The sequence below is a fragment of the Nocardia carnea genome, assembly GCF_029868325.1.
GTDB lineage: Bacteria > Actinomycetota > Actinomycetes > Mycobacteriales > Mycobacteriaceae > Nocardia > Nocardia carnea_C.
This window is the reverse complement of record NZ_JARWNW010000140.1, coordinates 1-21313: the sequence shown is the minus strand read 5'-3', so window position 1 is coordinate 21313 and position 21313 is coordinate 1. Positions and strand designations below refer to the sequence as shown.

Annotated in this window: 20 protein-coding genes and 2 pseudogenes; 16 read left to right on the top strand and 6 right to left on the bottom strand. The window is 67.9% G+C overall.

Annotation, left to right across the window (positions count from 1 at the left end):
* Positions 1 to 203, bottom strand: a pseudogene (locus QH196_RS32515) (MBL fold metallo-hydrolase); the annotation flags it as partial.
* Positions 204 to 525: 322 nt separating this feature from the next.
* Between QH196_RS32515 and QH196_RS10520 the strand changes: the two are divergent.
* The 5 genes from QH196_RS10520 to QH196_RS10500 all read left to right on the top strand — a co-directional run bounded on the left by QH196_RS10520 (position 526) and on the right by QH196_RS10500 (position 5901).
* Positions 526 to 1176 (top strand): ABC transporter permease, encoded by a 651-nt coding sequence (locus QH196_RS10520; protein WP_280415583.1) that lies wholly within the window; start codon positions 526 to 528, stop codon positions 1174 to 1176.
* Positions 1169 to 2356 carry an ABC transporter ATP-binding protein gene (locus tag QH196_RS10515; RefSeq protein ID WP_280415580.1) on the top strand — a complete coding sequence of 396 codons (1188 nt, stop codon included), beginning with the start codon at positions 1169 to 1171 and terminating at the stop codon, positions 2354 to 2356. Before QH196_RS10520 ends, QH196_RS10515 begins: the two co-directional genes overlap by 8 nt.
* On the top strand, positions 2353 to 3126 hold the full coding sequence (locus QH196_RS10510; RefSeq protein ID WP_280415579.1) for an ABC transporter permease: 774 nt from the start codon (positions 2353 to 2355) through the stop codon (positions 3124 to 3126). The genes QH196_RS10515 and QH196_RS10510 overlap by 4 nt, the downstream gene beginning before the upstream one ends.
* 41 nt (positions 3127 to 3167) lie before the next feature.
* The gene (locus tag QH196_RS10505; RefSeq protein ID WP_280415582.1) at positions 3168 to 4130 is read left to right on the top strand and encodes a glycine betaine ABC transporter substrate-binding protein; all 963 of its coding nucleotides are present in this window, start codon (positions 3168 to 3170) and stop codon (positions 4128 to 4130) included.
* 97 nt (positions 4131 to 4227) lie between these two features.
* On the top strand, positions 4228 to 5901 hold the full coding sequence (locus tag QH196_RS10500; RefSeq protein ID WP_280415578.1) for an FUSC family protein: 1674 nt from the start codon (positions 4228 to 4230) through the stop codon (positions 5899 to 5901).
* 274 nt (positions 5902 to 6175) lie between these two features.
* On the opposite strand, the gene QH196_RS10495 is transcribed toward QH196_RS10500, so the two are convergent.
* Positions 6176 to 6922, bottom strand: a complete 747-nt coding sequence (locus QH196_RS10495; RefSeq protein WP_280415577.1) for a maleylpyruvate isomerase N-terminal domain-containing protein — start codon at positions 6920 to 6922, stop codon at positions 6176 to 6178.
* 67 nt (positions 6923 to 6989) lie between these two features.
* Between QH196_RS10495 and QH196_RS10490 the strand changes: the two genes are divergently transcribed.
* The gene (locus QH196_RS10490; RefSeq protein WP_280415576.1) at positions 6990 to 7583 is read left to right on the top strand and encodes a TetR/AcrR family transcriptional regulator; all 594 of its coding nucleotides are present in this window, start codon (positions 6990 to 6992) and stop codon (positions 7581 to 7583) included.
* 2 nt (positions 7584 to 7585) lie between these two features.
* Here QH196_RS10490 and QH196_RS10485 read toward each other — a convergent pair.
* Positions 7586 to 7757, bottom strand: a pseudogene (locus tag QH196_RS10485) (cytochrome c oxidase subunit 3 family protein); the annotation flags it as partial.
* Between the two features lie 145 nt (positions 7758 to 7902).
* Complete coding sequence (locus tag QH196_RS10480) at positions 7903 to 8097, bottom strand: hypothetical protein (RefSeq protein WP_280415575.1); 195 nt, start codon at positions 8095 to 8097, stop codon at positions 7903 to 7905.
* 471 nt (positions 8098 to 8568) lie between these two features.
* Between QH196_RS10480 and QH196_RS10475 the strand changes: the two genes are divergently transcribed.
* The 9 genes from QH196_RS10475 to QH196_RS10435 are packed head-to-tail and all read left to right on the top strand — an operon-like array spanning position 8569 to position 17778.
* Positions 8569 to 9429, top strand: coding sequence for an MlaE family ABC transporter permease (locus tag QH196_RS10475; RefSeq protein WP_280415574.1), 861 nt, complete (start codon positions 8569 to 8571; stop codon positions 9427 to 9429).
* Positions 9429 to 10283: an ABC transporter permease gene (locus QH196_RS10470; RefSeq protein WP_280415573.1), complete on the top strand. Its 855-nt coding sequence runs from the start codon at positions 9429 to 9431 to the stop codon at positions 10281 to 10283. The genes QH196_RS10475 and QH196_RS10470 overlap by 1 nt, the downstream gene beginning before the upstream one ends.
* A 10-nt stretch (positions 10284 to 10293) precedes the next feature.
* On the top strand, positions 10294 to 11580 hold the full coding sequence (locus tag QH196_RS10465) for an MlaD family protein (RefSeq protein WP_280415572.1): 1287 nt from the start codon (positions 10294 to 10296) through the stop codon (positions 11578 to 11580).
* Positions 11577 to 12614: an MlaD family protein gene (locus tag QH196_RS10460; RefSeq protein WP_280415571.1), complete on the top strand. Its 1038-nt coding sequence runs from the start codon at positions 11577 to 11579 to the stop codon at positions 12612 to 12614. Before QH196_RS10465 ends, QH196_RS10460 begins: the two co-directional genes overlap by 4 nt.
* A gap of 6 nt (positions 12615 to 12620) precedes the next feature.
* On the top strand, positions 12621 to 13709 hold the full coding sequence (locus QH196_RS10455; RefSeq protein ID WP_280415570.1) for an MCE family protein: 1089 nt from the start codon (positions 12621 to 12623) through the stop codon (positions 13707 to 13709).
* Positions 13706 to 14812 (top strand): MCE family protein, encoded by a 1107-nt coding sequence (locus QH196_RS10450; protein ID WP_280415569.1) that lies wholly within the window; start codon positions 13706 to 13708, stop codon positions 14810 to 14812. The genes QH196_RS10455 and QH196_RS10450 overlap by 4 nt, the downstream gene beginning before the upstream one ends.
* Complete coding sequence (locus QH196_RS10445; protein ID WP_280415568.1) at positions 14809 to 15912, top strand: MlaD family protein; 1104 nt, start codon at positions 14809 to 14811, stop codon at positions 15910 to 15912. The genes QH196_RS10450 and QH196_RS10445 overlap by 4 nt, the downstream gene beginning before the upstream one ends.
* Positions 15909 to 17189 (top strand): MCE family protein, encoded by a 1281-nt coding sequence (locus QH196_RS10440; protein WP_280415567.1) that lies wholly within the window; start codon positions 15909 to 15911, stop codon positions 17187 to 17189. Before QH196_RS10445 ends, QH196_RS10440 begins: the two co-directional genes overlap by 4 nt.
* Before the next feature lie 10 nt (positions 17190 to 17199).
* Entirely contained in the window at positions 17200 to 17778 is a 579-nt protein-coding gene (locus QH196_RS10435) for a hypothetical protein (RefSeq protein WP_280415566.1), read from the top strand.
* 7 nt (positions 17779 to 17785) lie between these two features.
* On the opposite strand, the gene QH196_RS10430 is transcribed toward QH196_RS10435, so the two are convergent.
* Positions 17786 to 18373 carry a TetR/AcrR family transcriptional regulator gene (locus QH196_RS10430; protein WP_280415565.1) on the bottom strand — a complete coding sequence of 196 codons (588 nt, stop codon included), beginning with the start codon at positions 18371 to 18373 and terminating at the stop codon, positions 17786 to 17788.
* Between the two features lie 46 nt (positions 18374 to 18419).
* The gene (locus tag QH196_RS10425; protein ID WP_280415564.1) at positions 18420 to 19643 is read right to left on the bottom strand and encodes a cytochrome P450; all 1224 of its coding nucleotides are present in this window, start codon (positions 19641 to 19643) and stop codon (positions 18420 to 18422) included.
* Between the two features lie 252 nt (positions 19644 to 19895).
* Between QH196_RS10425 and QH196_RS10420 the strand changes: the two genes are divergently transcribed.
* Entirely contained in the window at positions 19896 to 21221 is a 1326-nt protein-coding gene (locus QH196_RS10420) for a bifunctional o-acetylhomoserine/o-acetylserine sulfhydrylase (RefSeq protein WP_280415563.1), read from the top strand.
* Positions 21222 to 21313 lie beyond the last annotated feature (92 nt).

Below are 21313 nucleotides of genomic sequence, written 5' to 3'. Positions count from 1 at the left end.
AAGGCGTCACGCTCTTCGAGGGGGTAGACGAAACTGCCGACATGCGGTGTCGTCTTCTGCAGAATATGGTCGCCGGTGAACATCACGTCGGCGTCCTCCAGGTAGAAGCACACGTGGCCGGGGGTATGGCCGGGAGTGTGGGGAGGTAGATGGTGGTCATCGCATCCTGCGCGTCGGGGGGGGGCGCGGGGCCGGCGGGGTGGAGGGGGAAGCGCCGCCCCCCCGCCCGCCCCGCCCCCCCCCCCCCCACGGGGACGGATGAGATAGAGCCGGTTCGTTCCTCTCGTGTCAGCCCGCACGGCGCACCCGCTGACAGGTGGCCGGGCCGAACCCGCGACGAGCGATTCCTCGCCCGGGTTTCGATCTTGTGGCGAATGGGCATCCCTCACTGCGGACCCGGTGTGCGCGGCGCGCAGAAGCCGGGTTCCACGTATGCTCTCGCCGGCGACGCGCCGCGCCGGTACCCGGTCCGGTCGTGGCGAGGCCGCGACAGCCTGGTCGCACCGGACAGGTGGAGGTCTGATCCTGGACACGTTGTGGACCTTCGTGGTGGAGCGTCGCCACCAGCTTTTCGTGGATTCGTATCTGCACATCTCGGCCGTACTGCAATCACTGTTGATCGCGACGGCGATCGCGGTGCTGATCGGTGTGCTCGTCTACCGCAGCCCGATCGGTTCCGCGGCCGCCACCGCCGCGGCCGGCACCATTCTCACCGTGCCGTCGTTCGCGCTGCTCGGCCTGCTCATCCCGATCTTCGGGCTCGGTGTCGTGCCGACGGTGATCGCCCTGGTGCTGTACGCGCTCCTGCCGATTCTGCGTAACACCCTGGTGGGCCTGTCGGCGGTGGACCCGGCGGTCGTCGATGCGGCGCGCGGGGTCGGGATGAACCGGTTGCGGGTGCTGACCTCAGTGGAACTTCCGCTGGCCTGGCCGTCGATTCTGACCGGGATGCGGGTCAGCACCCAGCTCATCATGGGCATTCTCGCCCTCGCCGCCTACGCCAAGGGGCCGGGGCTGGGCAATCTGATCTTTTCGGGTCTGGCCCGGCTCGGCAGCCCGAACGCGGTGCCGCAGGCGCTGACGGGCACGGTGCTCATCGTCGTACTCGCCCTACTGCTCGACGGGATCTTCCTGCTCGTCGGCCGTTTCACCGTTCCGAGAGGGATCCGTGACTGATACTGCTACCGCCACCGGCACATCAGCGGTTTCCGGTGTCGAGATCGTGCTCGACACTGTCACCAAACACTATCCGGGCCAGGCACATCCGGCCGTCGACGCGGTATCGATGACCATTCCGGCGGGTGAGATCGTGGTCCTGGTGGGACCTTCGGGCTGCGGGAAGACCACCACCATGCGGATGATCAACCGGCTGATCGAACCCACGTCCGGCACGGTGACGATCGACGGCCGTGATGCCGCGACGATGGATCCGGACCGGTTACGCCGCGGGATCGGGTATTCGATCCAGCAGGCGGGCCTGTTCCCCCATATGACGGTCGCCCGCAATATCGCCACCGTGCCGGGCCTCATCGGCTGGGACCGCCGGCGGATCGCCGCGCGCACCGACGAAATGCTGGAGCTGGTGGGCCTGGACCCGGGCACGTACCGGCGGCGTTATCCACGGCAGCTGTCGGGAGGCCAGCAGCAGCGGGTCGGGGTGGCGCGGGCGCTGGCCGCCGATCCACCAGTACTGCTGATGGACGAGCCGTTCGGCGCTGTCGACCCGATCACCCGCGGGCTGCTGCAGGACGAACTGCTGCGGCTGCAGGCGGAACTCGGTAAAACGATCGTGTTCGTCACCCACGATTTCAACGAGGCGGTCAAACTCGGTGACCGGATCGCGGTCCTCGGCGACCGCTCCCGCATCCTGCAGTACGACACCCCCGCCGCGATCCTGGCCGATCCTGCCGACGATACGGTGGCCGGCTTCGTCGGCGCCGACGCCTCCCTGAAACAGCTGACCCTGACCCGTATCCGGGATGTCGAACTCGGCGACTGCCCCACCGTCACCGAGGACGATTCGATCGGCACCGCCCGCGCGGCGGTGGCGGACACGGACTGGGCGCTGGTCCTGGACGCCCGCCGCCGCCCGCTGCGCTGGGTTTCGGCCGAACAGCTCGCGCACGCCCCCGCGGTCCGCGACGCCGGGACCCCGCTCGGGGAAACCCTGTCCATGGCATCGACGCTGCAGGACGGTTTGGAGGCACTGCTCACCGACCGCAACGCCACCGGTGTGGTCACCGGGCCGCGCGGTGAATACGCCGGCCTGATCACCATCGATACGCTCGTCGCCCACCTGTCGGCGCTGCGTGCCGAGCACGGTGGAGCGCCGGCGGCGACGGAAGCACCGGCATGACGGCGCACCTCGCACCCGATACCGGAAAGCCCCCGGCGCTGCGACGGAGCGAAGGCGCGCGGCTGCTCGTCCAGCCGGTCCTCGTGGTACTGCTCACGGCCGGTGTTTTGGTCTGGGCGTTACGGCGCGACCTCACCGTCACCCAGCAGGCCAGCCTGAGCGTGGGCAATATCGCCGCCGTCACCTGGCAGCATGTGCTCATCAGCGCCACGGTGGTGCTGATCGTGATCGCCGTCGCGGTACCGCTGGGCACCCTGCTCACCCGGCCCGGTTACCGAAGGCTCGCACCCTTCTTCGTCGGTATCGCCAATATCGGCGCGGCCGCGCCCGCCATCGGGTTGATCGTGCTGTTCTACCTCGCCACCAGGACCACGGGGTTCTGGATCGGTGTCGCACCGATCGCGTTCTATTCGCTGCTGCCGGTGCTGCGCAACACCATCCTCGGTTACCAGCAGGTGGATCCGCTGCTCATCGATGCCGGGCGCGGACAGGGGATGTCGACGGCAACGGTACTGCGGCGCATCGAATTCCCGCTGGCCGTCCCGTATATCCTGGCCGGTCTGCGCACCTCGCTGGTCCTGGCGGTGGGCACCGCGACCCTCTCGTTCCTGGTGAGCGCCGGCGGCCTCGGAATTCTCATCGATACCGGATACAAACTGCGCGATAACGTCACCCTGGTCGTCGGCGCGGTAATGGCGGTCGCGCTGGCGCTGCTGGTGGATTGGCTGGGCGCCGTCGCCGAACGCATGCTCGAGCCGAGGGGGTTGTGATGAGCGCGCGCCGGGTTTCGTGCGGGGCCGGCCGGCTCCGCATGCTGTGTGTTCTGTTGCTCGCCGGGGTCGTACTGCTCACCGGTTGCGGCCTGCAATCCGGTAGTGCGGTACCGCTGCGGGTGGGGCCCGGCAGTATCCGGCCGGTGCCCGCACTCGAGGGTGTCCCCGTCACGGTGGGGTCCAAGGATTTCACCGAACAGCAGATACTCGGCTACATCATCGAATTCGCGCTGGTCGCGGCCGGTGCCGAGGTGCGCGATCTGACGAATATCCAGGGTTCCAACAGTTTGCGTGATGCCCAGCTCAGCGGGCAGATCGATATCGCCTACGACTACACCGGCACGGGCTGGGTCAACTATCTGGGCAACGAGACACCGGTCCCGGACGAACAGGGCCAGTTCGAGGCCGTCCGCGACGCCGACCGCGCGGCCCACGGGATGACCTGGGCGGCGATGGCGCCGATGAACAACACCTACGCACTGGCCACCGCCCGGCGCACCGCCGAAAGCACCGGCGTGTGGTCGCTGTCGGAGTACGCCGAACTCGTCGCAGACGACCCGGCCGCGGCCGCCACCTGCGTCGGCACCGAATTCAATGTGCGCCAGGACGGCTACCCGGGGATGGCCCGCGCCTACGGTATCGACGAGAGCCGGGTGACCAAACGGATCGTCCAGGACGCCGTCGTCTTCCAGGCGACCGCCGATGCCCGCCAGTGCACGTTCGGTTCGGTCGCGGCCACCGACGGCCGGATCCCCGCGCTCGACCTGGTCCTGCTGGCCGATGATCGCGCATTCTTCCCGAAGTACAATGCTGCGCTGGTGATGCGATCGGAATTCGCCGACGCGCACCCGGAGGTCACCGCGATCATGACACCCATATCGCGGTTGCTGACCAACGAGTCGATCACCGAACTGAACCGGCTGGTCGATGTGGAGGGCCGCGAACCGGCAGAGGTCGCGCGGGACTGGTTGATCGTGAACGGATTCGTCACAGCGAAGTGACCGGCCGGTTCGGCTCAGCAGAGCGACAGGCCGGTTCGGGACAGGCGGAGCCACGGACTGGCCCGGCGCGGCGGTACAACAGCTAGGAGGCGGTGGAGTGGTTACCCCGGACGGCCCGAGGATACCGTCTCCCGCACCGGCCAGATCGGTGCTCTTCGGATTACCGCCCGCCGGCCGCCGGCTCCCCGGTGCCGTCCGGGCCGCGGTGGCCTTCGGGGCGCCGGCCCTGGTCGCGGTAGCGCTGGGGCACGAACAGCAGGGTCTGATGGCGGCGATGGGTGCCCTGGCGGTGATCTTCGGCGAAGGCCAGGTCTACCGGCGCCGGCTGCGCGTGATCGGCGCGGCCGCGCTGTCGCTGATGCTGGCGGCGTTCGCCGGCGGGCTCACCGGGGAGTTCATCCAGACCCGGCTCGCCGCCGGCGGGTCGCACTGGTGGCAATTGGCCCTGGTGGGGTTGATGTCGGTGGTCGCGGTGTCGGGCACCTTCGTCAATTCGTCGCTACGTCTCGGCCCGCCGGGCGGGTTCTTCTTCGTTCTCGCAGCGGGTGTCGGCGCGCTCATCACCGGACACGGGGTGCCGCCCGGCGAGGTGGCGCTGTGGACTGCCATCGGGGGGCTCAGTGCGTTGATCGTCGGGATGTCGGCCGTGCTCACCCGCGCCGATCCGCCCGAACAGCGGGCGGTGACGGATGCGGTCGCGGCGGTTGACGATTACGCCGCGCTCGACCCCGCCGCCGCGGATACCACGGGGGCCCGCTATGCCACCGCGATGAAAGTGCAAACGGCATGGGCACTGCTCGACGACGCCCGGCGCACCGGGCCGGGGGCCAACGGTGCGGTCGACGAGCTCCGGCGGGCCCAGCGTGCCTTCGCCACGGCATTGCACCGCAATCACACCGGTGACAACGCTTCCGATCTGCTGTTCGACACCGGCCGGCCCGCCCCGACACCGCGTCCGTCGCTGCGGTACCGGCTGCTGCGGTCGGTATCCCCGGACAGCCATGCCGCCGTTTCCGCGAACCGGATCGCGCTCGCCGCGCTGCTGGCCGGCGGGCTGACCGTCGCGCTCGATCTGGGGCGCCCCGATTGGGCGGTGGTCACCGTCACGGTGCTGTTGCATCAGGGGCCCGACAGGGTTCGCGGCACCTACCGCGGTGTGCACCGTATCGGTGGCACCGCACTGGGATTGGTGCTGTTCGCGGGCCTGTACGCCCTCGAGCCGCGCGCCTGGTTGCTGGTGCTGATCCTGATGTCGCTGCAATTCGCGATCGAAATGCTCGTCGCCCGCAACTACGGGCTGGCCGTCGTGTTCATCACTCCGCTGGCGCTGTTGATGGGTGGCGGCGGACAGTACGGCGATATGTTTCCGGTGGTCCGTGATCGGTTGCTCGAAAGCGCCATCGGTGTGCTGATCGGCCTGGCGGTGCTGTGGTCGATCGACCGCCGCGCGCACCGGCGGGTGCTGTTGCGCATCGATCAACGGGTACTGGAAGCCCTCGACCGGCTGCTGCGGCTCATGGCGCTGCCCCCGTCCGAGCGCACCGCATTACCCGAGGTGCGGCGGGAACTCGAGTTCGAACTGATGGGTTCGACACTGGGCGCCATCGACGCCGCCCACAACGAACCCGAGTGGACTCGCACGCATTGGACCCGCCATCAGCGGATCCGCCGGCTGGGTCACCAGGTCCTCGCCGCCGAGCTGCCACCGGACGCACCTATCGATCCCAGACGGCTGGACGAGTGGTCCCGCACCCTCGCGGAATTGGCGTAACCTGCTCTGTGGACGCGGGCTCATATGTGCGTCAGAACCAGCGATATGAGCCCCCGGAATGCACCCGGCGTATCGCCTCGCGAATCCCGGACCGTGAGCGCACCGAGCTGCGTCTGCGACGGGACATGATCAATGTCGGGGTACCGATCACACCGGACTGCGCTGTTCGACGCCCGCCGCCGCGCACCGGATTATCCGATAACCGGGCGAGCGCAGCTGTCTGCGTGCCTACAGGGCGGATCGGCGGCGATCGTCTCCGGCCGGAGCGGCTGTCTCAGGGAACGATCGGTTCCCGCAGCAGCGCTTCGAGCTCGGCACGGCTACCGTCGACCGTCAGTTCCGCCTCGTCCAGGGTGACCCGGCCCCACAGCAGGAGCGCCAATCCCTCGGCGGTGCCCGCGACCCGCAGCGGTACCTCGTCGATATCCTTGCCGTCACCGCCGAGCACCCAGCCGGGGGCAGGGTCGAGATCGGTGGCCACCAGGCCGAACGGGGCCCCCAGCGGTTGGGTCCGGCCGATCCCCACCTGGCGGGGGTAGAAGACCGTGACCACCTCGTCCACGGTGTCCGCCCAGACTTCCGGCACGGCTCGCATCAGGCCGAGTGCGGCCTTACCCGCGATCGCGGCCCGCAGATCGTGGGCGTGTACGAGCGTTTCGTGGACCTGCCGGCGATGCCAGAACGATACCGGGCCTTCGCCCATCGGCTCCGGATACGCCAGGACCCGGGCGGTCGCCGCCGGATCCAGTTCGGCGAGGGTTTCACGCAGTTCCGTGGCACAGGTGGCGTAATGGCCGGCGAGGTCGAACGGGCCCTCCCCCAACCGGGTCGCCTTCTGGGCGCGCGCACTGGCCGCCGCCCAATGATGGACGAACGCGAGATGCTCCACGAGTTCGCGGACCGTCCAGTCGCCGCACGCCGGAACGGTGGCCGCCGGATCGGCGTCGGGGATCGAGGCGAGGAACTCGCCCTGGAAATCGGCAAGCAGCAGTGGGAAATCGAGACCGGAAAGCGCGCTCATGGCGTCAAGCTACCGTAGGCCACCGACACCGGAGCTCGTATCGGGCCGGGTCGGATAACCTGGCTCCATGCTCGCCGACAGTCCGCCGCAGCGGCCATTCAGCAGTATCCCCTGGACCGCGGCGCAGCGCCGGACGATGGCGGCCGCGCTCGACCTGATCGGCGTGCACGGGGTGAGCGGAACTTCGCTGCAGATGATCGCCGACGCGGTCGGTGTCACCAAAGCCGCGGTGTACTACCAATTCAAGACCAAAGAGGAGATCGTCGTCGCGGTCACCGCGAACGAGCTGGCCATCCTGGAGGACGGGCTGCTCGCCGCCGAGGCCGAACCGGATCTGGCCCGGGCCCGCAAGGTGCTGCTCGATCAGGTCATCGATCTCGCGGTATCGCGCCGGCGCTGGGTGAGCACGCTGACCAACGATCCGGTGATCACCCGGATCCTCAGTCAGCACGAACCGTTCCGGCAGTTCCTGGGCCGCCTGTACTCGGTGCTACTCGATGAACGGCACGGCGACGATACGCTCACCCGGGTCTCGGCGGCCGTGCTCTCCGCGGCGATCGGCGGCTCGGTGATCAACCCGCTGGTCACCGATATCGACGACGACACCCTGCGTGCGACCCTGATCCACCTGACCCAGCGGATGCTGGATCTGCCGGACTGAACCGCAACGAACCACGAACTGGTCAGCAGAACAATGGTATTCACTGTTGCGAGGTCGAGGTTCAGATGCTGTTGGGGCGGCCAGGAATTCCTGCGGTGCCATCGCGCGGTGCACCATGAAGATCACGAAATAGGCGCCGAAGATCAGCAGATCACCGAGCACCATCACCCACATATGCCCGTCGCCGGGTAATGGGAGTCGTTCGGCGCCGGCCGATTGCGGCTCACCCGATTCCTCGCGGGCGGTGTCGAGGGTCCGGTCGGTATCGGTCATCGCGAACCTCCTTCGCGGTGCTCGGTGGTGGGCGCGCCGGGTACCGTCAGGGCAGCGGCGGTTCGCCGGCGGGCTGAAGCTGCCCGGCTTTCCGCAGGAATGTGATGACGCACATCAACCAGAATCCGAAGACGACCGTGCCCATCCAGAAACTGATCGACCCGTTCCAGGCGAACGGTCCCGCCATGGAGATGAACACCGGCGTGGCCAGGATTTCCGTGACGGTCTGCCAAACAGTCACGTAACCCAGCCATTTGGGGAAGATGTCGTTGCGGTCGTAGAAGATCGCGAGGGCGAACCCGACCTTCTTCCCAGCGGGTTTTGTGGTATCGAGCTGCGAATCTGCACCAGCTCCCCGGTCGAATACGGGTTGCCGAACTCTTATCGCGAACCGCCCGTCGCCGCCTGCCGCCGGAGGGTGGCCGCAGGACGAAGAACATCACGACGGTGAACGTCGCGAAGGCACCGCAGCCCAACGCCTAGCCGAACGGCCAGATCGAGAGTAAACCGGCGGACCGGAATTTGCCGACCCCCGACCGGCGATTTCCGCTGAGAGACAGCCCGTTACCACACAGCGCACGCACCGCCGGGTCGATTCCGGGCGCAGAATTTTTTCTAGCCGTTCGGCTAGCACGGCCATTCCGGATCCGTTAATCTGCCTCCAACGCCGCTGAGCACAGGCTCACTACCCAGCGGGTGGGCGGAGGTCTTCATGAGCATCGGACCAACCCTCGACGACAACACACCGGTAGCGACCGACCGGATCACCGCATGGTTTCGCGGGTATCTACAGCGCCATCCCGTCGCCGCCCTGGCCACTCTCGGACGCCAGGTCCTCATGGGCCGGCAAGCACTGCGCTACCTGTTCGCCGATCTGGCCACCGGCCGCTTCCCGGTGGGCGAATTCGTCCACCAGGCCGCGTTCATGGTCCGCACGTCCTGGCTGCCGACCGTCGCGGTGGCGCTCCCCATCAGCGCCACCCTGTCCATCCAATTCGGTTTGCTCGCCGGGCAGGTCGGCGCGACCTCACTGGCCGGTGCCGCCAGCGGCCTGGCCGTGATCCGGCAGTCGGCGCCGATGGTCACCGCGATCCTGATGGCCGCGGCGGTGGGTTCGGCGATCTGCGCGGACCTCGGTGCACGCACTATCCGCGACGAGATCGATGCCATGGAGGTCATGGGCGTTTCGGTGCTGCGCCGGCTGGTGGTGCCGCGGCTGGCCGCCGGGATCGTCGTCGCCGCCGCGCTCACCGGGTTGAGCTGCTTCATCGGCTTCCTGGCCGGATACCTGTTCAACGTCTATGTGCAGGCGGGGACTCCGGGCAGTTTCATGGCCACGTTCTCGTCCTTCGCCACCGCGAGCGACCTGTATCTGGCGATGGTGAAGGCGGTCGTCTTCGGTGTGATCGTCACGGTGATCGCCTGCGAGAAAGGCCTGAGTACACGTGGCGGTCCCGGCGGCGTGGCCGATTCCGTGAACGCGACAGTGGTCGCCTCGATCATCTTCCTGATGGTCGTCAATGTCGGATTCACGGAGATGTACACGATTCTCTTCCCGAGGACGACACTCTGATGGCCGCGACCTACCACTTCCCCGGGACCGCGCGACCGATCGCACTGGTCCGGCACTGCGGCCGCCTGTTCATCACGCTCGGCCATATGATCACGTTCTTCGTGCGGGCGATCGTCTCGATCCCGGTGGCCCTGCGCCATTACAACCGCGAATCGATGCGGATCCTGTCGGATGTCACCTGGGGCAACGGATCACTGGTCGTCGGCGGCGGGTCTGCCGGCGTCATCATCGTGCTGGGAGCCGCCGCGGGCGCCATCGTGGGGATCGAAGGCCACAGTGCCTTGAAATTACTCGGGATGGAGCCCGCCACGGGCATGATCGCCGCGACCGCCGCCACCCGCGAACTGGCGCCGATCATGGCTTCCATCGCCTTCGCCGCGCAGGCGGGTTGCCGGTTCACCGCCCAGCTCGGCGCGATGCGGATCGCCGAGGAGATCGATGCCCTGCACGCCGTGGCGATCCGGCCGATCCCGTATCTGGTGTCCACCCGGCTACTCGCGTCGATGATCGCCGTGGTGCCTCTGTATGTCGCCGCGCTGGCGGCCGACTATCTGGCGGTGGAATTCTTCGTCTGGGTCGCCGGGGGCGAATCGTTCGGCACCTACGAGCACTACTTCAACCTGGTGCTCGGCGGTACCGATGTGCTGTATTCGCTGCTCAAAGCGCTGGCCTTCGTGGTCATCACCACCACGGTGCAGTGCTACTACGGCTACTACGCGGCCGGCGGTCCGCAGGGCGTGGGCGTGGCAGCCGGCCGGGCCATGCGGGCCAGTATCACGGTGATGATCTCGGTGAATCTGCTGCTGACCCTGGCGCTGTGGGGTTTCGACTCCGGTTCCCGGATCAGCGGGTAGGGGGCCTGAGATGCCGAGTGCTTTCGAAGCAGACGACCGGAACCTGCCGGACTGGAAACTGCTGGTGCGCGGGATCGGGTTCGCGCTGGTCGCCACCGCGCTGGTCGCCGCCGGAATCGCCCGTTCGCAAGGGGCTTTCGAATCCACCGTCCCGGTGACCGCATTGATGACCGATATCGGTGACGGTCTTCCGGTGAAATCGGATGTGAAATACCGCGGTGTTCTCGTCGGGATCGTCACCGAGGTCGCGCCGGGGGCCGGCGGCGCGCCGAACCGCGTCGGGATCGAATTGTGGCCGGAGCAGGCGCGTGGTATCCCCGTTACGGTCACGGCCCGCGTCGTCCCCAGCAATGTGTTCGCGGTGCCATCCATCCAATTGGTGGACAACGGGCCCGCTCCCGCATTGCGCGCCGATACGGAGATACCGCAGGACCACAGCCTGGCGACCGTCCAGTTGCAGACGTCGCTGACGGCTTTGAGCCGGATCGCCGAGGCTGCCGGCCGCTCCCCCACCGACCCCACGGTCGGGATCCTGGCCACGGTCCAGCGCGCGACCAGCGGGCGCGGCGCGGAGATGGTGCAGGCAGGTGCGCAGCTGGAGCGGATCGCCCGGGCGCTCGACGAATTCGCCGGCCCCGGTCAGGGCCCCTCGACGATCGATACGCTCGCCCGGGCACTGGCCGGTTTACAGTCGTCGGCGCCGGATCTGCTGCAGGCGGTGCACCATACCGTCGGGCCGATGCGTGTGGTCGCCCAGCAGCAGGGCCGCCTCGCCGCCCTGCTGTCCGGTGGGCTGGTCACCGCATCGAGCGCCGGTACCGCCCTGAGCAACCACACCGGCACCCTCACCGATATCACCGGCAAGATGGCGCCGGTCCTGGATGTGCTGGCCCGCGGCAGTCAGAACTTCGTGCAGATGACCACTTCGCAGGCGCGTCTGTCGCGGAAGTTCGGGGCCGAGATCTGGAAACCCGAATCGCAGAGTGCCGCCGCCGCGGTCATCGTCGAACTCACCCCGCACAAGCAGTACACGCGCGCCGACTGCCCCCGTTACGGACACCTGGCCGGTCCCAGCTGTACGACGGGACCGGCCGGGCCGGCGCCGGTGATTCCCGGCGGGTTCACACCCGCGAGCACGGATTCGGGCGCCGGGGCGGTCGGGGGGCAGGGCGAACGCGACAAGGTCACTACCGTACTGGGCAGCGAAGCCGACGATCTGTCGACGCTGCTGCTGGGGCCGCTGGTGCGCGGCAACGAAGTCACAGTTGTACCGGATACCGCGGAGGGTCCGCGATGAGCTACCGCAAACCCCTGATCGGACTGTCACTCTTCCTGGTCATCGCCATGACGCTGACGTGGATGGTGTACCTCACCCTGCAACGGGGCGTCGCCGAGGAGACCCATTCCTACGAGGCGGTGTTCACCGATGTCTCGGGTCTGCGCGCCGGTGACGATGTGCGGATGGCGGGGGTGAAGGTGGGGCGCGTCGATTCGATCGCCGTCGACGGGACGCACGCCCGGGTCGGTTTCGAGGTCACCCGGGAGCAACCCCTCTACGGCAACACCCTCGCGACCGTCACGTACCAGAACCTGATCGGCCAGCGGTATCTCGGGCTGGCACCCGACGATTTCGGCAGTCCCGAACCGCTGGAGCCCGGGGCGGTGATCCCGGTCGAGCACACCGAACCGTCCTTCGATATCTCCGGCCTGCTCAACGGTTTCCAGCCGCTGTTCAGCATGCTCGATCCAGGCGATATCGACAAGATCACCGCCGCGCTGATCAGGGCGCTGCAAGGTGAGGACGGGGCCCTGCTCGCGCTGATCACCGAAACCAGTGCGCTCGTGGAATCGTTCGCGGGCCCGGATCAGGTACTCGCAACGATCATCGACAATCTCGGCCGGGTCCTCACCGATCTGGCCGAGCACAGCGGCGAATTGCAGACCACGATCACGCAGACCCGCACGATCTTCGACAGTCTGCACGCCCGGCGCGACACCCTGCTGTCGCAGACCACCGATATCGCCGTCGTCCTGGACCGCGCGGCGCAGGTGGTGGGCGGCGCGGCACCGGCGCTGGCCCATTTCGTCACCCGCGAACCGGGTTTCGCGCGGCATTTCCTGGACAACAAACCGAAGTTCGCCTATCTGGGGGCCAACTTGCCGCTGATGCTGAAGGCGCTCGCGCGGATCGTCGACAAGGGCGCCTATATCAATGCCTACGTCTGCGATATCGGGTTCAGCATGGTGCCCGGTTTCGATCCGCTCATTGCCCAGATACTCGCGCTCGCCTCGCCCAGCGGCCGGGTCGAACATTCGGCGATCTGCAGGTGAGGACCTATGCCTTCGATACTGCACAAGGCCCGCGGATACACCGCGGCACTACGGAATCGGGTATCCGCGCGGCGGCGGGGCGATACGGCGGACCGCCCGTCGCGACCCCTGCGCCTGGGGATCGTGACGGTCGCGCTGGTGGCGGCGGTGTTGCTGGTGACGGTATTCGTCAATTCCCTGCATCTGGGGAAAACCACCTATCGCGCGCATTTCCAGCAGGCCGCGGGGATCGAAGCCGGCGATTCGGTGACCTATGCCGGGGTCCCGGTCGGCACGGTCACCGCTACCCGCCTCGACGGTGCCCACGTATCGGTCACGATGAAGATCGAACCCGGTGTCCGGCTGGGCGCCGATACCCGGGCCGCGATCAAACTCACCACCCTGCTGGGTTCGCGGTATGTCGAGTTGCGGTCCGCCGGAACCGGCGATCTACCCGACCGGCTGATCCCGCTGTCGCAGACGAGCGTTCCCTACGATCTGGAAACCGCCCTGCAGGACGCGACCACCACGTTCGCCGGGGTCGACGCCGATCAGATCGCGACGTCGATGACCACACTCGCACAGGAGTTGCGGGGGCTTCCCCCGCTGGTGCCGCAGGCGCTGCGGAATATCGAAACCGTGGCCGGTGTCGTCGCCCAGCGCCGCGACCAGATCGGCGCGCTGCTGCAGAGCACCGAACAGGTCACCACCGTATTGCGCGACCAGCAGGCCGATCTCGGGGCGTTGATCGAGCGGGGCCGCACCGTGCTCCAGCAGATCACCGCCCGCCAGGCGGCCCTGCGCCGGCTCCTCGAGGCGACCACGACCCTGGTGCGGGAACTGGAACCGATCGTCGTCACCGAACGCGGCAAAATCCAGGCACTGCTCGACGATCTGCGCGCGATGACCGGGCTGATCGCCGATAACGACGCCCTGCTGCGCAATATCCTCCAGATCCTGCCGGTGCCCTGGCGGTTGTGGGCCAATGCCACCGGTACCGGAATGGAACTGTCGGCCAACGCCCCCGACGGCGCGTTCATCGATTCCTTCATGTGTGCCCTCAGCGGGCGCGCCGTCCAACTGGGTAAGGCCCCGTACTACGAGGACTGCCGATGAAACGACTGGCCCGCCGGATCGTCCTCGCGCTCATCGTGCTGGGTGTGGGGTTCAGCGGCTGTGCGAGCGCCCCCGGCCTCCGGACACCCGACACCACCATCACCGCCCGATTCGCCAACGCCAACGGCCTCTACACCGGGAACGCGGTATCGGTGCTGGGGATGCGGGTCGGCGAGATCACCGAGATCCGGCCGGGCGGTACCGGGGTGGATATCGAACTCCGGGTCGACGGCGCGGTCCGGCTGCCCGCCGAGGTCATGGCGGTGGCGATCTCGGATTCCGTGCTCACCGACCGCCGGATCGAACTGAGCCCGGTGTACCGTGGCGGTCCCGAACTACCCCGCGAGGCCGTGCTGGGTCCCGGCCGCACCCGGGTCCCCGTCGAATTCGACAGCCTGTTCGCGATGGTGCAGAAACTCGCGAACTCGCTCGGCGGCGACGGCACGGGAAACGGCCCGGTCGGTGATCTGCTCGACCTCGGCACCGGCGTCACCGCCGGCCACGGCGAGCAGATGCGCACCGCGCTCGGCGAACTGTCCCGGGCACTGCAACTCGGCAGCGACCAGGGCACTGCCACCCGCGAGGCGGTCACCGCGGTGGTCACCAACCTCGACGCACTGGTCGCCGTCGCCGCCCGTAACGATACGACGCTGCGCGAATTCGGCGCCGGCGTCCACCAGCTCAGCGATTTCCTCACCGCGCAGGGCCTCGGCTCCGGTGATACCGGCACGCGACTGAACCGGATCATCACCACGGTCACCGAACTACTGCAGCAGAACCAGGGCGCACTCGGCGCCCTCGCGGGCAATACGAACACCATCTCCCGCGCACTGGCGGACTATCACGTGAATATCGGTGAATTTCTCGACGTCTTCCCATTGGTCGTCGATAACGCCTACAACGCCATCGACCAGAACGCCGGCGCCCTGCGCGTGACCTTCGATCTGAACAAATTCCTGCTCGACGGCCAAATGGTGAAGGAGGTGTGCAATCTGCTGCACCTCACCGAACTCGGCTGCGATACCGGAACCATGCGCGATATGGGACCCGATTTCGGCCTCACCGCAATACTGCAGGCCTTGGCGGAGGGACAGCCACGATGATCCCGGGCAGAGTCACCAGCTTCCTCGCGGCGGCCGCGGTCGCGGTATGCACGGCCACCGGCTGTTCGGCGAGCCTCGACGAACTACCGTTACCCGCTCCCGGTGTACCCGGCGACTCCTGGTCGCTCACCGCGACATTCGCCAATGCGCTCAATCTGCCGGCGAAGGCGAAGGTACGGTTCAACGGCGCCGATATCGGCCTGGTCGAATCGATGGTGGCACGCGATTACACCGCCGTGGTCACCATGCGGATCCGGCCGGAGGTGCAGCTTCCGGCCGGGACCACCGCCGAACTGCGTTCGGCGACCCCCATGGGCGATGTGTATGTCGCACTCGCCGCACCACAGTCGCCGCCGGACGGCGGGCTGCTCCGTGACGGCGCCACCATACCGATCGAATCCACCTCCGCCGCAGCGACGATCGAAGAGGTGCTGAGCCGGTCGTCGCTGCTGGTGAACGGGGGTGCGATCAAAAACCTCACCGAAATCGCCCAGGCGCTCGGTGAACATCTCGACGGCCGCGGCGACCGGGTGGCCGCCGTCCTGGACCGGACACGGCGACTCCTGGAAACGCTGACCGCGCGCTCCGGGCAGATCGACGCGATACTCACCACCGCCGCGGCGCTGAGCACGACGCTGGGCAATCAGCACACCGCCCTCGGCGACGCCGTCGCCGCGGCGCAACCGGCCACACAGGTCCTCGGCGCGGAAACCGATTCGATCATCGCCCTCGTCGACCGGGTGCACGCCATCACCGTGCAACTGGCCCGATTCCCCTCGATCCAGGGCACCAACCAAGGCAGTATGGTCGCCGATATCAACGGGCTGGCCGCGGGTCTCAATGCCGCGGCACTGAATCCGGAAGCCGATCTGGGCACCCTCAACGACATTCTGTCGATCGTGCTCAAGGTGACCAACGGGTCGTCGGCACATGCCGATATCGATGTGGCACAACTGGCGCTGGGCGCCGTACCCGACCCCAACTTCCCGGGTGATCCGGGTGCGCGGCTGCCGGACGCCACCGACTGGACCGCCTTCGCCGGATCGCTGCAGTACATGCTGGGGCGGCTCGGCGGACGACTGAACGGGCCCCCGCGGTGAGCGCCCGCGGCGCCGTGGCCGAACGGCCGGCCCGGATCCTCGTCGGTACGGTCGACCGGGTCCGGCGGTACCGCACTACCACGTCCCTGCTGGGCTTGCTGCTCGTGCTGCTGATCGGTAGCGGTTATCTACTGTTCGGCGCGCTCGATATCAATCCGTTCGCCGCGCAGTACACGATCCGGGTGGAGCTGCGCGAATCCGGTGGGTTGCTGCCGGGGCAGGATGTCACGTTGCGCGGGGTACGGATCGGGGAGGTCGACTCGGTCGAGGTGGCCGGCGGCAAGGTCGTGGCGGTCGCCGCCATCGATGAACGGATCCGGATCCCGGCGACCGGGCGGGTGCGCACGGCCGCCCTGTCGGCCGCCGGCGAGCAGTACCTGGACTTCCTGCCGGACACCGACGGCGGACCCTATCTCCAGCCGGGCGCGGTGGTGACCCAGGACCGGACCTCGAGCCCGGTTCCACTGTCCACCATGCTGGAAGGCCTGTCCGGTCTCCTCGCGCAGGTCGATCCCGATCAGCTCCAGACCATCTCCGACGAACTGGGCGCCGGCGAGGCGGGACCCGAGAAACTGGCCACGCTCATCGACGGCGGATTCTTCATGATCTCCACCTTGGACGGGGTTCTGCCGCAGACGGTGAGTCTGCTGCGCAACAGCCGGACCGTTCTCGGCACGATCGCCGAAACCGCGCCCGGCCTCCGCGATACCGTCGCCGGCCTGTCCACGACCATGGGCGGGATCGCCGCCATGACGGGTGGATTCGAGCACCTCGTCACCCGCACACCCGAAACCTTGGCAGCGATCGATACTTTGATGGCGCGGAACGGGCCGGCCATGGTGCAGTTGCTCGGCGAACTCACCACCGTCGCGCAGATAGCGAACCCGCGAGTACCGGCCTTCGAGGAATTCTTCTTCCCGAAACAGCGCACCGGCTCCGCCCTCGACGCCATGGCCACCGCCTTCCACGACGGGAAGATCTGGGCGCTGGCCAGTATCTACCCGCGCTATCAATGCGATTACCACGTCCCCCGCGCTCCCGGCCCTGTCCCCGATTATCCGGAACCGTACCTGTATTCCGACTGCACCGACCCGGACCCCGCCCTGCTGCCCCGCGGCGCCCGCAATGCCCCGCGCCCGCCCGGAGTGAGCCCGCTACCGGTGGTGCCGCCGGGAGCCCACCCCCTCGACACCGCGGACCCCACCCCGACCGGGCCACTCACCATTCCGACCCCCTACGGCGGGCCGTATACGCCCACCTATGTGCCGCCCAGCTGAGGAGCGATCAGTGACATCACCCGAGGAACCCACACCAGATCCGGACACCGAGACACCGGGACCGGACGCCACCACCGCAGCCGCGAAGGAGACAGGCCGGGCCAGAGCCGGCCGGCCTGCTCGCCTGTTCGTCGGCGTCCTGGCCGTGTTGCTGATCGCCGCCACCGGCCTGGCCGGCGTCCTCGGCTGGGAGTGGAAGGACCGCCGCGATACCGATCGCGCGGCCACCGCCGCCCTGGCCGCGGCCCAGCAGTACGCGGTCGCACTGACCAGTATCGATACGGCCGGAATGGACGCGGACTTCGCGGCCATCGCCGACGGCGCGACCGGCGAGTTCAAGAGTATGTACACCCGGTCCGCCGAACAGCTCAAACCGCTCCTGGCACAGGCGCAGTCGGTGAGCAAAGGCCGAGTTGTCGCGGCGAGCGTGCAGTCCGCGTCCGAGGACCGGGTGGTGGTCATGCTGTTCGTCGACGCCGAGATCACCAACACCACCACACCGCAGCCGCGGCTCGACCGTAACCGCATCATCATGACCATGGACCGGGTCGGCGACCGCTGGCTGGCCGGTGAAGTCGAACTCGTCTGATCCGGTTTCAGCCGATCGGCAGCCGCGAATCCAGCAGGAACGGCAGCAGGAAATCGCTCAGCAGCGCGCGTTCCTCGCCCTCGTCCGCGGGCGGCAGGGTCAGCAGCGACACCATGATCCGCACCGCCCACCGGCCCAGCCGCTGCGCCGCGGCGGGCGGCAGATCGGGCCGGAACCGGGCGACGAAGGCGGTGACGAGGGCGTCGATCACCGCCGACGAATCCGATAACCGCGCCACGATCCCCGCATTCGCCGGTTCGAACCAGACCGCCAGATGGGGAGTCTTCCGGGTTTCGGCGAGGGTGGCGATGATTCCGTCCAGGAGCCGGTCGGCCCGGTCGGGGCCGTCCAATTGCTGGTCCCGCCAGACCCGTTCGATCAGCTGCGTCGCCTCACGCCCGGCGAAGGCCACGTACAACGACTGCCGGCTGTCGAAGTACCGGTAGAGCGTGGCACGCGAACACCCTGCGGCCTCGGCGATCTCGGCCATACCGACGGTTCCGGCGCCTTTGTCGATGACCAGAGCCCGGACAGCACCCAGAATTCGCTCCGCCGCCAGTTCGCTGCGCCCACCGGCGAGCCAGTCACCACTCATACGCCGCCCCGCATACCGGCATTCTGCCGCGCCGAGCCCGGCTCGTTCATGCCGCGCACCGGAACGGAACGCTGGTAGGGCGCCGGACATACGGTCCGGGAGCGTAGGTGACGGCGTCGATGTCCACCTGGTACTCCGGGAAACGGTCGAGCAGTTCCTCCAGCGCCACCCGCGCCTGCATCCGGGCGGCGGCCGCGCCGAGGCAGTGATGGGGGCCGTGGCCGAAGGTCATGATGCGCTGCGGGTTGCGTTCGATATCCAGTTCCGCTGCGTCGGCGCCGAAGGCCTGTTCGTCGCGGTTCGCCGAGCCGTACACCAGCAGCACCTTACGGCCCTCCGGGATGGTCCGGCCGTTCAGTTCCACATCCCGCGTCGTGGTGCGGGCCAGCCCCTGCACCGGAGAGGTGAGCCGGGCGAATTCCTCGATCGCCGGCCGGATCTGTTCGGGGTCGGCGGCGAGCGCCGCCCGCTGCTCGGGATGCTGCTGCAACAGTTGCACGGCACCGCCCAGGAGCCCGGTGGTGGTGTCGTTTCCGCCGGAGACCATGGTCCAGGTGTAGGCCAGGATCTGCACCAGCCCGTCCACATCGGTATCGTCGGCCGCCATCCCCGCCTGCACCAGCAGCGAAACGGTATCGTCGCCCGGGTCGGTGCGCCGCCGTTTGATCAGTTCGGCGAAATAGCCCAGCATCTGCATCGACGCCGCCTGTGCGTCTTCGGTGCGCTGGGTACTCGCCGCGACGACGGCATCGGTCCAGCCGTCGAACAGCGGCCGGTCCTCTTCCGGAACACCCAGGTAGTAGGCGACCACCATGGTGGGCAGGGGTTTGAACAGGTCGGTCACGATATCGCCGCCGCCCTGCTCGGCCAGCCGGTCCAGCCGCTGCCGGACGAACCCGCGGACCACGGGTTCCACCTCCGCCACCTGCCGCGGCGTGAAGCCCGCGGCCACCAGTTTGCGGAATTCGGTGTGTTCGGGTGGATCCTGCATCACCATCGGCGGGTTGGCGGTGAGGTTGATCTTCTCCAGTTCGCCGTACTCCACGGTCAGCCCCTGGCCGGAGGAGAAGGTGGCGACATCGCGCGCTGCTGCGTACACGTGCTCGTGCCGGGTCAGCACCCAATAGTCGTCGTCCGGCTGTTTCGGCGGGACCACCCGGTGCACCGGATCGTGCTCCCGCAACGCGGCGTACATCGCCCACGGCGACCGCCATGTCTCCCCCGAGCGCAACTCGAAATTCGCCTCGTCCTGATACGTCTTGCCAGTCATGTCGTAACAATAAGACAGAATCAGCTTTTTGTCTGACGAATCGGCGAGTGCGACCACCCGGAGCGCCCCATCCCTCGGCGGAGTCAGGCTCGCCGGCCGGACAGAAGGGGCATAGTTGGGATCGCCCCGAACCAAACCCTTCCCCCGGCAGGCGGACCGCCCATAACCTCGGCGGGCCGCAGCGGCGCAACCCGGCCGAGGCAGCCGGAAAGTACGCTTGATCGTTCCCGACCCAGACAGAAGGACATCGCGATGACCGATTCCACCCCGCCGCCGAATCCTGCCGACGGCTGGAGCTTCGAGACCAAGCAGATCCACGTCGGGCAGATCCCGGACGACACCACCAGCGCACGCGCGCTGCCGATCTACCAGACCACGTCCTACACCTTCCGCGATACCGCGCACGCCGCGGCGTTGTTCGGTCTGGCCGAACCCGGCAATATCTACACCCGCATCATGAACCCGACCCAGGATGCGGTGGAGCAGCGGATCGCGGCACTCGAGGGCGGGGTGGCCGCATTGCTGTTGTCCTCCGGGCAGGCCGCCGAAACGCTGGCGATCCTGAACCTGGCGGGCGCCGGTGATCACATCGTCTCCAGTCCGCGGCTCTACGGCGGCACCTACAACCTGTTCCACTACACCCTGCGCAAGCTCGGTATCGAGGTGTCCTTCGTCGACGAACCCGACGACCTGGACCAGTGGCGCGCCGCGATCCGCCCGAACACGAAGGCCTTCTACGGGGAGACGGTGTCGAACCCGCAGAACCATATCTTCGATATCCCGGGCGTCGCGGAGGTCGCGCACAATGCCGGTCTCCCGCTCATCGTCGACAACACCGTCGCCACGCCCTATCTGATTCAGCCCCTCGCACACGGCGCCGATATCGTGGTCCATTCGGCGACGAAATACCTGGGTGGGCACGGCGCCGCGATCGCCGGCGTGATCGTCGACGGCGGCACTTTCGACTGGACGGTCCGCGGCGACGACGGGCCCCGCTTCCCCGGTTTCACCGAACCGGACCCGAGCTACCACGGGGCGGTGTTCGCCGATCTCGGCGCTCCGGCGTTCGCACTCAAGGCGCGGGTCCAGCTGCTGCGCGACCTGGGCACCGCGATCGCCCCGTTCAATGCCTTCCTGATCAGCCAGGGCCTGGAGACGCTGAGCCTGCGGATGGAAAGGCATGTGCAGAATGCCCAGGTGGTCGCCGAATTCCTGACCGAACGTCCGGAGGTCACTTCGGTGTTCTTTGCGGGCCTGCCCTCCTCCCCGTGGTACGAGCGCGGTAAGCAGCTCGCTCCGAAGGGCACCGGCGCGGTGGTCGGATTCGAGCTCGCCGGTGGGGTGGACGCGGGCAAGAAGTTCGTCGACGCGCTCACCCTGCACAGCCATGTCGCCAATATCGGCGATGTGCGCTCGCTGGTCATCCACCCGGCCTCCACCACGCATTCGCAGCTGACGCCCGAGGAGCAGCTGAGCTCCGGGGTCACACCGGGTCTGGTGCGGCTCGCCGTCGGGATCGAGGGAATCGACGATATCCTCGCCGATCTGCGCGCGGGCTTCGCGGCCGCGGCCGGGTAGGTCCGGCTACCCGGCTACCGAGAACCGACGAGCCGGACCCCGCCCGTCAGCGGGGTCCGGCTCTTTGCTGTGTGAGCCGCTCACATCGGGAC